This is a genomic window from Sphingobacterium sp. InxBP1, assembly GCF_026191775.1.
In the GTDB taxonomy this organism is placed as follows: domain Bacteria; phylum Bacteroidota; class Bacteroidia; order Sphingobacteriales; family Sphingobacteriaceae; genus Sphingobacterium; species Sphingobacterium thalpophilum.
Genome location: NZ_JAINDX010000048.1, coordinates 373,964 through 390,198 on the forward strand (window position 1 = coordinate 373,964; position 16,235 = coordinate 390,198).

Annotated in this window: 10 protein-coding genes; 4 read left to right on the forward strand and 6 right to left on the reverse strand. The window is 46.8% G+C overall.

Going from position 1 to position 16,235, the window contains the following annotated elements; genetic code table 11:
- Positions 1 to 2: 2 nt before the first annotated feature.
- The 4 genes from K7A41_RS19490 to K7A41_RS19505 all read right to left on the reverse strand — a co-directional run bounded on the left by K7A41_RS19490 (position 3) and on the right by K7A41_RS19505 (position 6,171).
- Entirely contained in the window at positions 3 to 569 is a 567-nt protein-coding gene (locus tag K7A41_RS19490; RefSeq protein WP_265715025.1) for an RNA polymerase sigma factor, read from the reverse strand.
- A 91-nt stretch (positions 570 to 660) separates the two neighbouring features.
- Positions 661 to 1,149 carry a hypothetical protein gene (locus K7A41_RS19495; RefSeq protein WP_265715026.1) on the reverse strand — a complete coding sequence of 163 codons (489 nt, stop codon included), beginning with the start codon at positions 1,147 to 1,149 and terminating at the stop codon, positions 661 to 663.
- A 175-nt stretch (positions 1,150 to 1,324) separates the two neighbouring features.
- Positions 1,325 to 2,173 carry a helix-turn-helix domain-containing protein gene (locus K7A41_RS19500; RefSeq protein ID WP_265715027.1) on the reverse strand — a complete coding sequence of 283 codons (849 nt, stop codon included), beginning with the start codon at positions 2,171 to 2,173 and terminating at the stop codon, positions 1,325 to 1,327.
- 23 nt (positions 2,174 to 2,196) lie between these two features.
- Positions 2,197 to 6,171 carry a hybrid sensor histidine kinase/response regulator transcription factor gene (locus K7A41_RS19505; protein WP_265715028.1) on the reverse strand — a complete coding sequence of 1,325 codons (3,975 nt, stop codon included), beginning with the start codon at positions 6,169 to 6,171 and terminating at the stop codon, positions 2,197 to 2,199.
- Positions 6,172 to 6,344: 173 nt separating this feature from the next.
- Here K7A41_RS19505 and K7A41_RS19510 point away from each other — a divergent pair, with 173 nt between their 5' ends.
- The 4 genes from K7A41_RS19510 (at position 6,345) to K7A41_RS19525 (ending at position 13,352) form a co-directional block, all read left to right on the forward strand.
- Entirely contained in the window at positions 6,345 to 9,392 is a 3,048-nt protein-coding gene (locus K7A41_RS19510; protein WP_265715029.1) for a SusC/RagA family TonB-linked outer membrane protein, read from the forward strand.
- A gap of 61 nt (positions 9,393 to 9,453) precedes the next feature.
- A complete protein-coding gene (locus tag K7A41_RS19515) occupies positions 9,454 to 10,977 on the forward strand; it encodes a RagB/SusD family nutrient uptake outer membrane protein (RefSeq protein ID WP_265715030.1) in 1,524 nt (507 codons plus the stop codon).
- Positions 10,978 to 10,996: 19 nt separating this feature from the next.
- Positions 10,997 to 12,205 carry a sialidase family protein gene (locus tag K7A41_RS19520; protein WP_265715031.1) on the forward strand — a complete coding sequence of 403 codons (1,209 nt, stop codon included), beginning with the start codon at positions 10,997 to 10,999 and terminating at the stop codon, positions 12,203 to 12,205.
- A gap of 13 nt (positions 12,206 to 12,218) precedes the next feature.
- The gene (locus tag K7A41_RS19525; RefSeq protein ID WP_265715033.1) at positions 12,219 to 13,352 is read left to right on the forward strand and encodes a cellulase family glycosylhydrolase; all 1,134 of its coding nucleotides are present in this window, start codon (positions 12,219 to 12,221) and stop codon (positions 13,350 to 13,352) included.
- Between the two features lie 98 nt (positions 13,353 to 13,450).
- Here the strand turns inward: K7A41_RS19525 and K7A41_RS19530 are convergent, their stop codons facing one another.
- Together K7A41_RS19530 and K7A41_RS19535 are read right to left on the reverse strand one after the other, a co-directional pair.
- Complete coding sequence (locus K7A41_RS19530) at positions 13,451 to 14,455, reverse strand: metallophosphoesterase (RefSeq protein WP_265715034.1); 1,005 nt, start codon at positions 14,453 to 14,455, stop codon at positions 13,451 to 13,453.
- A gap of 9 nt (positions 14,456 to 14,464) precedes the next feature.
- Positions 14,465 to 16,114, reverse strand: coding sequence for a RagB/SusD family nutrient uptake outer membrane protein (locus K7A41_RS19535; protein ID WP_265715036.1), 1,650 nt, complete (start codon positions 16,112 to 16,114; stop codon positions 14,465 to 14,467).
- Positions 16,115 to 16,235: the final 121 nt, after the last annotated feature.

A 16,235-nucleotide genomic window follows, 5' to 3' on the forward strand; every position in this document is an offset into this window, starting at 1 on the left:
AACTAACGATACTCCTTTAATAACTCTTGTAACTGTAAAAATGCAGCTCTTGTACGTGTTTTGACTGTACCCAAAGGGACATCCAGCTGTTCAGCAATTTCCTGTTGCGTATAACCCTCATAGTAGGCCATCTCGATCAGAATACGCCATTCGGGTTTCAATTTATCCAAAATATTTCTGAATCCAATAAAATCTGCTTTATTGATCCGCTCCATTTGGCTCTGGTCCTGTTCTCTAACGCTATTTACGATATCAGAAAGCGATTGGTTTTTCTGCTCGTTGACCACCGCTTTAGATTTTCGATAGTCGAGCGCTGTGTTACGCGCGATATTGATCATCCAGGTATATAAACGGCCTTTGTCTGCATCAAACAGGTCGACGTGTTTCCAGATCTTGACGAATACGTCCTGTATCACTTCTTCCGCATGCTCACTTGACACCACGATACGACATACAACTCCATAAAGCGCTTCCGAGTAATTATCGTAAAGATAACTAAAAGCTTGTTGGTTCTTTTTTTTCAACAAAAGAATCAGAGTTTCTTCAGGAAGGTGGTGTAATGGACTCAAAATTTACGCTTATAATGTCCTAAAGATGATTATTAAATACAATAAAAAAAAGGATGGGTAGAAAAAGCAGTTAAAATACCCGACTCACGCCTCATACCATCGTATTAATACGCCTTTTTTCCTTAACAAACTGATAAATGGATCCCACAAGGAAAAGGACGAAAAAGATTAGCAAAGTGTGTGCGATGAGTGGGTCTTTTGTATCCTTTGCAAGCGGATGTCCCAAGGGGATACGTGTCAATGTCTCATTGACGGTGGGTACCAGTGATAGAAAAAAGCTAAATGATAACAGGAAATTTTCCAGATAACGCCCACGGTTAACCTTATGGCGTGTAAAAAGGACGTAGGCTACCACGAGCAGCAGAAGGATGAAGAGTGAAAAAACATGCCCAGCGTTGAAGCCGCCCTGTTTTGAAATACCCAAGGCGGACAACGAAGTCACTATACTGGCGTAAAAATAAACCTTTCCAGACCTCTTGTCCAGATTGATCTTGCCATACTTAAAAAAACCGGCTACCGCTCCCGCAATAGCCAAAACACCAATAATGGTGTGAAGAATACCTAAAGTTGATAAGCCCATATGCTATTATTTTAATCGTATACAAATTTGCGTGAGAAATCGATAAACGGTTTTAGGATATGGTCCAATAATTTGTGTATTTAGTTCACAGAGTTTCCACTACAGTTCCCTGCCCTGCTATTGCTGACAGCACAGCACATCTTGCTGTGAGAAGCACACCGAGTATTAGCCGCAATTAGCGCTTCGCCTGCCGGTATCCTGTTGGATGAATATGGTAAGCGTCGGTGAAATTCTTGGTAAAAGTAGCCAGGTCATTAAAACCGCATTCAAACGCGATGTCCGTAATGCGCTTTTCCGAAAAAACGAGTAGGTCGGCCGCCTTCTGCAACTTTTTGTGTTTAATATAGTTGGCTGGCGTGTCTTGATATAACCTCGCAAATTCCCGTTTGAACGAAGATACACTTAGGTTGCAATGCGCAGCCAGCTGTTCAATCGTCAGCTGCGCAAAAAGATTTGCTTCGATAATCTGTTTGAAGGAATAAGTTTGGGGTGAAAACAGCTGGGACAAGATCAACTGAACGGTTGCCGCATCGCCGGATTGTGCGAGCAACAAAAGGATTTCCTTGAGTTTGAGGATCAGGATATCATCATTTACCAACAAGGGATTTTCAAAATAAAAAAGCAAACCTTCCACGTATTTCGCTATCAGGATATCATTATTGAGCATTTCAGTGGATTTATTAGAGAGGACATGCGATGGTTTCCGAAGTAAAGTTGGCAAATCCCGATCGTAGATTTTTTTTAATATGTCGGGGTAGAACGTAACGACCACGATCTGGCATTCCCCATCCGGTTTGGCATACTGAATCTGCTGACCTGATTGTATACAATTCAGGAGCAAAGCATAGCCCTTCGGTACGCTCATACGTTCATCATCCAACCGATAGTCAAATACACCATTAAGCACATATAAAAAACAGGCCTGCTCCGATACTGGGAAATCATAATGAAAGGGCGCTTTCAGGTCAATTTTTTGCATGAGCGTGCGGCCAAATAAATCGTATTTCTTATAATCATTAAGCATGATAATAAATTTGCGTAAATATACTAAGTATTGTCTTTCTTCAAAGTAGCCATGTATTCAGTGGGCGTCATCCCAAATTGCTTGACAAAGCTACGCGCAAACTGCCCTGGAGAGCTAAAGCCGCTGATCGACGCTATCTTCTGGATCTTATATTGCCCTTCAGCCAGTAAGGTGGCGGCATGTTTTAAGCGTGTCACCGTAATGAGCTCATGTGGCGAAAGATTAGCTATAGCTTTGGTCTTGCGATACAATGTGGGCCGGCTCATATGCATAGCGTTAGCAAGAAAGTCTACATCCAGCCCGGTATTGCCGATGTTGTGGACTATCCTTTCATTTAGCTTTTCCAGAAACAGCTCATCTGCTTTGTTGTGGGCCATACTCTTGATATGTGCTAGTGGCGAATGCGCATAATAGTTTTTGATCTTATCCCTCGTAATGATGAGATTGGCTACCTGGGTCAGCAGATGATTGGGTGAGAAAGGCTTTTCGATATAGGCATCCGCCCCGGATTGCAATCCGTCTATTCTTGCTTGTAAACTATTCTTTGCCGTCAACAGAATCAATGGGATATGTGCGTATTCAAGATCTGTTTTCAGCTGTTGGCACAACTGCAAGCCGTCCATCCCTGGCATCATAATGTCGCTGATAATCAACTGTACGCTTACATCCTGTAGCAGTTCCAGGGCTGTTGGCCCATCTTCCACCGGAATGACGCTATACTGCCCTGAAAGGACATCGCTGATATACCGCCGCACTTCGAGATGATCCTCCACCACCATTACTGCAGGCAATCCTTGGGTTATTTTATCTTTATTCCAGATCAAGTCGCCTTGTGGTTCCGGTGACGGTTCGCCATTTCCCAATATGTACTCTTGCTCCTGATGATTCGGCAACCAGAGCACAAAACGGGTCTGTTTATTGTTTGATACTAGTTCAAGACGACCTTGATGCAAATCGGCAAGGGACCTCGCCAAAGATAGTCCTATTCCCGATCCAGGCTTAGTCTTGGCGCTTTCGAGCCGAAAAAAGGGTTCAAATACTTTCTCCCGATATTTGTCAGGGATCCCTTCACCGTCGTTTGCTACGACGATTTGAAACGAATGATCATCCGCAGTGATACGGATTCGGACACTGGAGAACGCATACTTGACCGCGTTGTCCAACAAGTTACTGACCATCTTCCGCAGTGCCTCAGCATCAGCAAAAGCTATCAGGCAATCCTGATCTAAGCGCAGCTTCATGTCAATACCTCTTTCCCGGATCACTGCTTCAAATTGTTGTACAATATCTTTCACCAAGACATGTACGTCGATTTGAACAAAACTGAGGTTAAAGCCCAATTGCTCCGTTTTTCTGAAATCTATGAGCTGATTAGAAAGTGCCAGCAGCCGATCGGTATTTTTTTTCATAATCGCAAGGCTACTGCTTAGCGCCTGGGCACCGTCGTTGTGCTGGATAAGCTGTTCAAGAGGTCCGCTGATTAAGGTAAGTGGCGTCCGTATCTCATGGGTGACCTGTGTAAAAAAATTGATTTTCGCCTGATACAGCTCTTTTTCCCGTTCCACTTCCCAGCGCTCCATTTTTTGCTGTTGCCTAGCCATGACCCGTCGATGATAATTACGGACGAGCAGATACGACAGCGCTAATAGAAGCAAGGTATAGAGCACATATGCCCACGAACTAACCCAAAAAGGTGGTAAGATGATGATCTGCAGACTGGTCACAGGACCTTCCCAGTTTTTATGATTATTCGATGCCCGTACCATAAAGGTATAGTGCCCTGGGGAAAGATCTGTAAAGTAAACCTTCCTATTGCTCTGCAAGTAGGTCCAATGATCATCCATGCCTTTCATCATAAATGCATAATGCATCATCTCAGGTGCTGTAAACCCTAGGGCGGCAAAGTCAATACTAAAGCTCGACTGCTGATGGTTGAGCGTAACCGTTTTTGTAAAATCGATCGCCTTGGCCAGAGGTGAGTCCTGCATACCAACCTTTACCTCTTGGTTGTGGATCTGAAAACCAGTAATAAAGACTGGCGGTACAAATTCACTTTCCTTAAAATGTGACGGCCAGAAACTCACCATCCCTCTCACACTTCCGAAATACATCCGGCCATCCACATCCTGAAACCCCGAAGCATAATTAAATTGGTCACTCAACAAACCATTTGTTTTGCCGTAAACCGAAACCACCCCTTTGGCCGGGTGAAAGACGACCAATCCTTTTGATGTGCTGACCCAGAGATTTTTATCCTTGTCCTCTAGAATTTTGTAAAAGGCGCTGACAGGAAAGCCATCCTTGGTAGTATAGCGTCTAAATTGTTTGCTTCCTTTTTTGAGGACACAGAGTCCGTTTTCAGTTGCTACCCACAAATTATGACTGCTGTCGATAAACATTCCATTAATTTCATTGCTGCTCAAACTGCGGGTATCTTCAGTATTGGCTACGTAGCTACCCGACTCGTTCGTCCTACGGCTGTAGTAAAAAAGTCCATCGCGCAACGTTCCAGCCCAGATGGTCCCTTCTCTATCCTCAAGCAACGTTGTATAGTGTTTGTTACCGGGTACTTCAGCAACCATGATAAAGTCATCCTGGCGAGGATTATATCTATAAAGCCCCTGAGCTGTTCCGATAAGCAGGCCATTGTGGCTAGTATTACTGATACATTCTATAAAATTACTTTTCAGCTGGTTGGGCGCTGGACCAGCTTTATACTGCTTAACCACTCTGGAGCTTGGGATGTCCACAACATCCAGTCCGTGCTCAAATGTGCCTACCCAGAGCCTATCGTCAATCACCGCCAGACCATGGATATTAGAGTGTGAAAGACCGCTATTTTCAGGCTTCAGATTAAGGAACGTTTTCGTCTGAAGATCATATTTGTTCAAGCCTGAATCTTCTGTGCCTATCCATAAGTTACCGTAATTGTCCTGCTGGATTTCTCTGACAGCATAACCCTGTAAGCTATTTTCTCCTACTTTCGGATAGAATTTGTGAAAGGAGCTATACTGCTGGGGGTAATAACTCAATCCGCCGAAGTAGGTTCCGCACCAGATCCCACCTTCCCTATCTTTAGTCAGCGTATACACGGCGTTATCTGAAAGCGAATAGGGATCATTGCCCCTGCTCTCAAGATGGATAGATTGGTTATTCTTCAAGTTATAGATAAATACACCTGACTCAGTGGCAATCCAATACTCATCAGGCCCGGTTTCCAAAAAGTCCCGTACAAATAAAACCGTCTGGTCAACTCCCCCCATTTGCAGGTCGCGATAGGTATGTTGGTGCGTATCAAATACTTTTATCCCCTGGCTTGACGTCCCGACAAGCAGGAAGCCGTCCTGTGTAGCTTTGATCTTTTCTATCCATCTGGTCAAGGGCCTTGCTGAGCGGTCAAAAACGCTGTAACTTTCAAAACTGCCCGTTGTTGGCTGGTAACGACGCAAGAATCCGAGCGAAGTGGCTACCCAGACCTCGTCATCGACAGCAATGCTTATCGAGGTAATGACGCCATGAAAATCGATATCAAAACTCTTTAATTGACCTGTGTGCGGATCGAAGCGCTGCAGCTGGTTTCCAGCGGTAAACCAGACCTTTCCCTTGCTATCTATGCTCAGATTATAGATTACCCGATCACGGGTACCTTCGACCAGCCTAAAGATTTCCGTTGTTGGATCATAACGATAGAGCCCTTTGAGTGTCCCCACCCAGAGTAATCCGTTACGATCTTCCAAAAGCGAATAAATAAAGTTGTGCCCCAGACTTCCTGACTGATCAGGGTCGTGTTGAAAAATCTTAAAACGATAACCATCAAACCTATTTAAACCATTTTTGGTACCAAACCACATAAAGCCATTTCGGTCCTGTAGACTACACATCACCGAATTATAAGACAAGCCTGCTTCCACTTGATAATGCTTGAAATGATAAGGCTGCGCCCATAGGCAGAGGCATTTTATCAGCAGTAAAAAGATGAGTCCTAATTTCACTTTCATTGGTCGGTCAAGTATCAGGACTAAAGATAACCCAAAAAAATGCTATCACGAGTAAACCCCGGCCAAAAGTACCTCAATTGATGCAAATTGAGACGATTTGCCATTATTTTGAATCAAAATGAAAAGTAATAATTGCTTCTTTTGTTTCATCCGATTATAAATTTTAAAAACAGATGAACAACAGACCAACCCCATGGTGGCATCCGCAAGCCGGACTGCCACTACGTTACATCGTTAACGATCGAACCCTTAAATTCACACTTCTGTGCCTACTGCTCCTGTTGAGCCTATATTCACGTGCACAAGGTACTCTTAGGGGTATTGTGAGAGATGCCAATGGTCCGGTGGCAAATGTAGCTATCCTGGTCAAGGGAACCAACGTTGCGACCAAAAGTGACGGCAATGGCCATTTTACGATTACAGTTCCTACAGGACAAAAGCCAATACTACTCTTTTCACATGTTGGCTATGCGTCACAAGAAGTGCCGGCCACGAGCAATAGGGCGCTCGACGTAACCCTCGTTGCGTCAAATACCAACCTCGGAGAGGTTGTTGTGGTCGGTTATGGTACACAGCGTAAGCAAGACCTGACTTCAGCGATCTCGGTGGTCAAAGCCGCTGACATCCAGAAAAGGCAGGCCACCACCGTTGCCGAATCCCTACAGGGGCTTGCGACTGGTATCCGTGTACGTGGTGGCGGACAACCGGGCTCTGAAGCACAAATCCAAATCAGGGGAATGAAAAACCTCTCCAATACCCCACCTTTGTATGTTGTGGATGGCTTGATAACAACAGCAAACCGCGACTTCAATCCCGCCGACATCGAATCCATCCAAATTCTCAAAGATGCCTCAGCAGCAGCCATCTACGGATCAAGAGCAGCAAATGGCGTGATTATTATCACTACCAAGCAAGGTGTCCAAGGCCCAGCAAAAATCGATGTATCCGCTAGAACAACCTTCCAGACCATGCCCCGATATAAGCTTGCCGAGACGGAAGAGTTCGCCAGACTAAACAATATGGCCTATGATAATGCTAATGTGCAGCGGCAGGACCTTGACCTATCGGTCCATACAGACTGGCAGGACGCTGCCTTCCGGACCGGCAAAGTACAAGATTATACGCTTAGTGTCGCCGGCGGCGGCAATGCAAGCAGTTATTTCATTTCGGGCGGGTATTTTGGCAACAAGGGATCTGTGATCAGCACCTCTTTTGATCGCATTAACTTCCGCGTCAACACCAAAACCACCAAAGGTATCTTTACTATTGGCGAAAATCTGGCCATCAGCAACGCAAAAACAGACGAAATGTCTGGCAACCCGCTCATTGATGTAGTCAGGCTTCTGCCTACCATCCCAATTTACAATTCAGCCAACCCCGGAGGTTATGGTTACGGCGATGAGCGTCGTGCGCGCACCTTCGGTTCCAATCCGGTAGCCATTGCCGACCTGGAGGATCGGACGAACGAAAATCTGCGGCTACGGGGTAATCTGTATGCCGAGCTTCAGCTGCTGACTTCCCTTAAGTACCGTGCTAGTGTCGGTTATGAGACGAGCAGAGACCACTACAGCTATTTGCGAAAAAAAGGAAGCTGGACACTAAATCAACCACTTGACCCTTCGATCTTGAATGAAAACCGAGCAGAGTCTTCCACTATATTGGTCGAAAATACCTTGACATTCAACAAGGCATTTAAAGACCATCAAATCCATGTCGTGGCTGGCCAGTCCTACCAAAGGGATCGCTATGCCCAGATCTGGGGAACCAAAAGAAACCTGCTCGAAAACCCCTCCGGAGGTTACTATGATGTTCTCGATCAGGGGAGTGAACCCCAAACAGGCGGCTACAAAAACCGGACAGACCTGATCTCCTATTTCAGCCGATTCGAATACAACTATGCCGACAAATACTTGCTAAACGGCGTGATTCGTACGGACGGTGTTTCCCGCTTTAGTAAAAACCGAAAATTTGGTACCTTTCCGTCGGTCTCTGCAGCATGGCGGATCAGTAAAGAAGATTTCTTTCACGTAAGCTGGGTCCAGGACTTAAAGATACGCGCCAACTACGGTACATTAGGCAGCAGCAATATAGGTCCATATGATTATATACCGATCATCAACACTTTTTCCACCATTGCCATGGGGCCCGGACAGACTATATTTCCTGGAGCCACACAGGTCAAGTTAGCCAACGAGGACCTGCGCTGGGAACAGCTGACCCAACAGAATTATGGCTTCGACGCAACCTTTCTCGACCATAAGCTGACCCTCAGCACTGAATATTTCATCTCCAAGACCAAGGACGTCCTGATCCAATATCCGCTATTGATCTCAACCGGAAACGACGGTGGCAACCCATTCACCAATGGTGCTACGCTCGGCAACCGTGGCATTGAGATCACAGCCACATTCCAGGATAAGAGCAAGCCGTTTCAGTACAGCATTACCGGCAATTTAACCACACTACGAAACAAGGTCATCGACCTGGGTTACGGAAAAAACCGCACCTATGTCGGCAATACCGTTACCGAAGTCGGTAAGCCCCTAGGCATGTGGTATGTGCTGCAAACCGATGGTCTATTCCAGAGCCTGGATGAAGTCAACAAGTATAAAAACGCCGAAGGTAAAATCATACAACCTGCCGCACAGCCTGGAGATATCCGTTTTAAAGACAACAATGGCGATGGTACCATCACTAATGCTGACAAAGTGATTGTCGGTAGTCCCTGGGCCGACTATGAAGTGGGGCTTAATTTCAACGCTTCATATAAGAACTTCTCATTCAGCATGGATTGGTTTGGATCGTTTGGTTCTATGGTTTTCAACGGCCCACGAAGTGTTATGGATATGTTTTCGGACAATACCAACTATCGCGCTGGCATTAGACCCTGGACGCCCGAAAATCCCAATACTGACGTCCCTCGTGCCTATTATGGCAGTACCATCAATTCCAGGGGCGACACCGACCGCTGGCTGGAAGACGGTAGCTTTGCCCGCCTCAAATACATTGGCGTCAGCTATAACTTTCCAGCAGATTTGCTCGGCAAAATCGGCTTCCGGACTGCACAGCTGACCCTTTCGGGACAGAATTTACTGACCATCACCAAATATACTGGCTTGGATCCTGAATTCAGTAACAATAGCGTCTTCGAAAAGGGGCATGATTTCGGCGCCTTTCCCAATCTACGCACATTTATGCTCGGGCTGCAGTTTGGATTCTAATGTATACCGGATCACTGCATAGTACCCACAAAACATATTGATGTTAAAAAGAAAAACGAACATGAAAAAGATACTTTTCACTCTATTCCTAACAGGATCCCTTCTGGCATCCTGTAATAAAGATCTACTTGATCAGGACAACCCCAACACACTGACACAGGAGCAGTTCTGGAAAACAGAATCGGATGCCCAAAAGGGTGTTAATGCCATCTATCATATGTTTTACCAGCCTGGAGGATGGTCACGATGGATTTACTTCCGGCTCGACCTCACCTCCGATGAGGGCTTCAGTAAAAGTCCCTGGATCGAACTGGGTGACTGGACCCGCTTCCAATATGTAAACTATAACTTTTTTGAAGGTAATGTCATTACGTATAAAGATACTTACAAGGCGATCTTCCGGTGCAATCAGGTGTTAACCTATGTTCCCGAGATCCCCTTTGGCAACGAGAACAAAAAAGCGCAGCTGCTTGCCGAAGCTAAGTTCCTGCGTGCATTCTATTACTATTATGCTGCCTTGATATGGGAAAATTTCCCCATTGTCACCACCTTACAGACCCCTACTGACCTTCCGCCAGCAAGCAAGCTTCCTGAAGTTTGGGCATTGGTGGAAAAAGACCTTACCGAAGCGGCTCTGTCGCTGCCAGCACAATGGGCCGGCGACGACATCGGCCGTCTCACCAAAGGCGCTGCTTTTGCCTTGTTGGGCAAAACCTATATGCAGCAGCGAAAATGGCAACAAGCCAAGACCGCTTTTGATTACCTGGTGATCGGTGATGGTAAAGCATTCTACGATCTGGTGGATTATAAGGACAATTTCCGCTCCGAAAATGAAAACAATAAAGAATCGGTCTTTGAGATCCAATTTTCCGATGCTCATAAGACCGCAGAAGGCGATATTCCAAGCTCATCTATGGGAACCAACAGAGCGCAATTCTTTGCCCCACGATCTATTGGCTGGTCAGATGGCCAGGCACGCAACTGGTTAGTTAGTGAATTTAAGAAAGAAAAAACCGTCAGCGGCAGCATTGACCCACGGTTGCGCTATTCGCTATTTTACCCCGGGTTGGAAGCCGATTTTGGCGACAAAATATATGGACGGCCCTGGTCTTGGGACGCCGATGAAGCCTGGTTCCGCAAATATGCACGCGATTACAAAAGGGATAACGATGACTATTTCAATGAGGTCAACAACCGCGTTATCCGCTTTGCCGATGTGCTGCTGATGTATGCCGAAGCGCTCAATGAACTCGGCCAGACGGCCAATGCCTATAGTTATGTCAACCGGGTGCGGCAGCGTGTCAACCTTGCTCCCTTAGCCACCGCCTACCCTGCGATTGGCAACGACAAATCCCTCTTCCGCGAGCGGCTAAAAATCGAGCGTGCACTCGAGCTCTGCGGAGAAAGCGTACGGTGGGCAGATCTCAAGCGCTGGGGTGATCTAGAGACGCAAGCTGGAATAGATAAAGTTGCACAACGCGATCCAGATTTCAAGAACTTTGTACTCGGCAAATCGATCCGTTTACCATTGCCGCAGATAGAGATCGAGAACAATCACAACCTGCAACAGAATCCCAATTATTAATCATAAATTACTAGTACAAATGAATGCTTATACGTCAATTCATAAAATCATTCTCAACACATGGGCGATCCTGACAATCGCCGCCTGTTCGGGAAGTAAAATTCCCGAACCGCTGCCGGCATCCAAGCCGGCAGCATCAGGAGGAACCTACATTGAGTGGGACCAAGAGACCCGTACCCGGATTTCCGGGGGTGGCATGGTCAGATATGCAGGTTACGCCCGCATCATACAACTACCCGACAAGTCACTACTTGGTGTATACGAAGCCGATGGAAGTATCGTCAGTGTCAAGAGTAATGACCTTGGGGCAACCTGGTCTGCCCCCAACCTGATTGCAGCACGGACTGACGGCAGCAATATGAGCGTTCCCGAACTATTACAGCTCAGCAATAAGACCATCATAGCGTTCTACAACGGAAGGCCCTACCAAATTTCCCCGGGTAGGAAGTTCAACATCCGTATGAAGCAAAGTACAGACGGAGGAGCGACATGGACAGACGAAAAAGTGCTATACGAAGCAGGATACCAATTTGAAAACGGTTGCTGGGAGCCCGCAGCCATTCAACTGCCCAACGGCGAGATACAACTTTACTTCGCCAATGAAGGCCCCTACACGCAGTCTGATGAACAGAATATATCCCTACTGCGGTCCACTGACAATGGAGGTACCTGGACGTCAAACCCTTCCATCGTCAGCTTCCGGCCAGGAAAAAGGGATGGCATGCCTGTCCCCCTATTGCTTCAAAATGGCAAAGATATCGTTGTCGCCATCGAGGATAATGCTGACAACGCCTTTAAACCCTATATTCTCAAGAACACGCTACAGCAAAATTGGGCCCAACCCATTACTGGCGACAGTCCACAGCGTAGCTACGCGCTGCTCGAGCCACTCAGACCTGAAATATACGCCGGGGCGCCCTACATCCGCCAACTGAGTACAGGTGAAACCATCCTTTCCTATCAAGGTACTGAAGGCCGCACCAATAAGATGGATTTTGCCGATATGAAAGTGGTCGTCGGAAACGAACAAGCAACCGAATTCAAGAACAAATCGGTTCCATTTGTGATTCCCGCCAACAAATCCTGTCTTTGGAATAGCCTTACGATTCTTCACGATGACACCGTTATTGCGGTTACCAGTACCAATGCCTACGCAGACCATACCGAGGTCTGGATGATCAAGGGCAAAGTCATCCGTGATAGCCACCATTCGTCATTAAATAAATAAATAAATAAACATTATGCGTAACAAAACCATTCACTTTTTACTGATCGTCATGTTGCTGTTTACCTCTTTTAGCTGGGCACAGCCAAACGCATCCAGACCACGTCCTATATGGACACCGCAACAGGCCAACAACTGGTATCAGCAGCACCCCTGGCTTGTGGGCGTTAATTTTACCCCCAGCACTGCCATCAATCAGCTTGAGATGTGGCAACAAGATAGCTACGATTCCGTCACTATCGATCGCGAACTGGGATGGGCGGCAGATCTGGGGATGAATACCGTTAGGGTCTATTTACACGATGCACTCTTTGCGCAAGATTCTGCAGGATTTATGCAGCGCATAGATCATTTCCTTTCGCTGGCAGCAAAACATCATATCAAACCACTGCTGGTGATCTTTGACTCTTGCTGGGATCCATTCTATCAGTTGGGACCACAACCTACTCCAAAGCCGTTTAAGCACAATTCCGGATGGGTGCAGAGTCCCGGCCAGCTAGCGTTAAAAGATCCATCTCAATACCCCCGGTTGGAGCGTTATGTAAAAGGCCTGATCGGTCGATTTGCCAATGACAACCGCATCCTGGGCTGGGATATCTGGAATGAACCCGACAACATGACTGGGCCCTCCTATGAAAAAATAGAAACACCAGATAAAGTTGCCCTCGTGACTCCCCTCCTGAAAAAAGCCTTTTTGTGGGCACGAGAAGCGCACCCGTCACAGCCGATCACATCGGGAGTATGGAATGGAGACTGGTCTGCCCCTGCCAAGCTGAAGCCCATTGAAAAAATTCAGCTGGAAGAATCAGACATCATAACTTTTCACAACTATGACAGTCCGCAGGAATTTGAGCAGCGCATTCAATGGCTGGCACGTTACGACAGACCCATCATCTGCACCGAGTATATGGCCAGGCCGAATGGGAGCACCTTTGCAGGTTTCCTCCCCATTGCCAAAAAATACCGTGTCGGCATGATCAATTGGGGTTTTGTTGATGGAAAGACACAGACCAAATTTCCTTGGGACTCATGGACTAAAGATTACACAGCAGATCCGCCGCTCTGGTTTCATGAGATCTTGAAATCCGACGGCACCCCTTATCTGCAAGCGGAGACTGACCTGATCAAGTCCATGACCAGCGCAAAATAATCCGCAGGGAAATTTCAACAACAATGGCAGCATCTGACGGGGCTGCCATTGTTGTTGCTAGACATCTGGATCCTTGGATATACAAAAGAATTGGCTGTCTAAGATTTAGATATCGCTGTACGATACAGCTGACTACCTTCATGGCTGATCACCTGACATACAATTTGGGATGCATTGATTGAAAAGTAGAAAAAGCCGTATTGATCACGTGCAAAGCGGCTATAGGTCAGGTCAGATTTGACCGCCGTGACCTCCGAACCTGCACCTGATATAAACTGGTGAAACTTTCTATCGGCAACTTTTAGGTGTTGCAGTGAATGCTCGTGCCCCGAGAGATACATATCTACCCCTCTTTTTTCGAAGATACTTTCCAATGCCTTTCGCACCGCAAGAGTATCGTAGTTTGTCGTTCGCGGTCCTGCGGTATACAGCGGATGATGGCCGACCACGATCTTCCAGTGGGCATCCGAATCGCGCAGCAGTTGATCGAGCCAGGCTAGCTGTCTTTCGGGCTGCTGGCCTGCCACATGCGGACCGTATTCACTATTGGTATAGAATTCAGGGATCAGGGGGTTGGTATCGATAAAGGCCATGAGTACCTTCCTGTCATCCCTAAGCGAAAACACTTTGCTGTAATAGCGCGATGGCATCTTCCATCGTCTACTGATATTGCTATAACGTACCTGAGCATCTGGGTCAGACTTGTAGTCATGATTGCCTAGGATTGGATACCAGTCCCATTGCAGCGAAAAGGCGGTGTAAATATTTTCAAAAGAATAATGCCATAATGGATCATGCTCACTGACTACACCTGAGGGGTAAAAGTTGTCACCCGTGGAGATGATAAAATCGTTGGCATGCTGTTCGGCCCACTGTCCCATTTGCTGGGCCACGGCGACCTGATGATCAGCACCATTACGGCCCCAGTCCCCAACTGCCATAAAGTGCATGTCGTACTCATCTTTTGGCTTATGCATCTGCTGTATGTCTTCGCTTTCCAGATGAGTAGGCGACGTTAGCGCCAGGCTGTTGAGCGAAATGCCCCCAAGGCCGGCGGTGATCACCGTACCCAGGGAATTTTTCATAAAAGTTCTACGTTTCATAAAGGATAACTAATAACCGGGATTCTGTTTCCAATGGGTATTGACATTCAGTACCGTTGTTGGTACCGGAAAGATACGGCGAAACTTTTCACTCATCCCCGCCGGATATAGCGAACGGAATCCCCAGTTATCTTCAAATTTACCGTAGCGGATCAAATCATTGCGCCGCCAGGATTCATCGGCAAACTCACGCGCACGCTCGTCCAGTACGTCCTGAAGATCTGGTGCTTTTGTAAGGGCTGGCGCGTTGACATAGGCCCTGATCTGATTGACCAAAGATTGTGGTGTCTCGCCGCGTGTAGGTGCAGCACCCCGTAATATAGCCTCCGCTTTCATCAATAAGATATCCGCGTAACGCAATATAGGCACATCGTTACTTTGATTACGCTGGTTGGCTGCTGTAACAGCTACGTCCATATAGAATTTGATGGAACGATATCCCATTGATCGGCCTTTCTGGTCATTGCCTGCATTCAACGTGGCCGCCCCGTCGGGACGCAAGACAATATCCCGCGTGGTCTCCATATGCCAGTCGAACTGTACATCCGCATCTGCTCCCTTATAGTCCTGATCTATTCCCCGTTTGGAGGTCCTGATCAAAAACGGCCGGCTTTTATCTTCTGTATAATTAGACCAATAGTATTGCTTGCCGCCAATATAAGAGGCATTGCGTTCGTCGCCTTCCAAATTAAATTTGTCCAAGTAGCTGGGCAATACGCGAAATGTCCCCCCAACGCTTTGAGGCAACGCTGCAAACTGATTCTGTGCACTGCGGTGAATCCAAAAACGGGCATAGGTCATGCCCTGCTGTTTTTCGCGGTCGTATGGCATGGCAAAAATAAAATCCTTTACCTGATAGCCGTTATCCGGTCGGAACTTAGCCAAAAACCTGTGGCTTGTCAGATTAAACTGACCGGAAGCAATGATGTCATCACACATAGCGACCACCGCATTTAATTTTTCGTTGGGCGCTGATGGTGTGTAGTTAGCGACATCAGCCGCCGTATATACATTCCAATTGAGATACAGCTTAGCCAACAATGCCTCCGCCATATACTTGGTTGCTTTCCCATATGTGGCCACCGAAACTGTTGTTGGCAGCAAATCTTTTACAGCCAATAATTCGGACTCGATAAAACGGCAGATATCAGCACGGCTTGTACGTGCAGGCACGGCATCGATCGGGCCGGTAATCAAAGGGGCTGCGCCAAAGTTGTCCATCAATATAAAATAGTAGTAAGCACGGATGGCACGCGCAGGCGCCGTAAACTGTTCCTTATCAGCACCAAACAGTGTGATGGCGTTATTGGCCAGTGTGATCCCCGTGGAAGCGGCATTCCAGATGCTCGGTAGCATTCCATTATCTGCGGTCCAGTTGTGAACATGGAATTCACGGTAGCGTCCCCCATCATAGTAGTCGGTACCGATAGCTACGCTGACGGCCTCGTCTGCCGACAAGGTCTGTATCATCCAGTGATCACGGCCTAGAGCCCCGCGGTAGGCTGCGTACACATCCGCCAAAATGGCTTCTGCTGCACGCTCAGTATTTGGAAACTCCGTATGTTGTGATTTTATATCAACGTCTAGGTCAGTACAGGAAATCTGCGTAAAGGCCAGGGCCGACAGCGCAAATAACTGGATAATAAGTTTTGATTTCATATGTAAATAATGTCTCATTTGTAGTTGTCTCTTTGGATTCATATCTACTTTCTCATGGTTTCATCAGCTTCTATTCTGCATCTAGGATAACTAGCCCGTCCGATAGGATTTCCCTATTTTC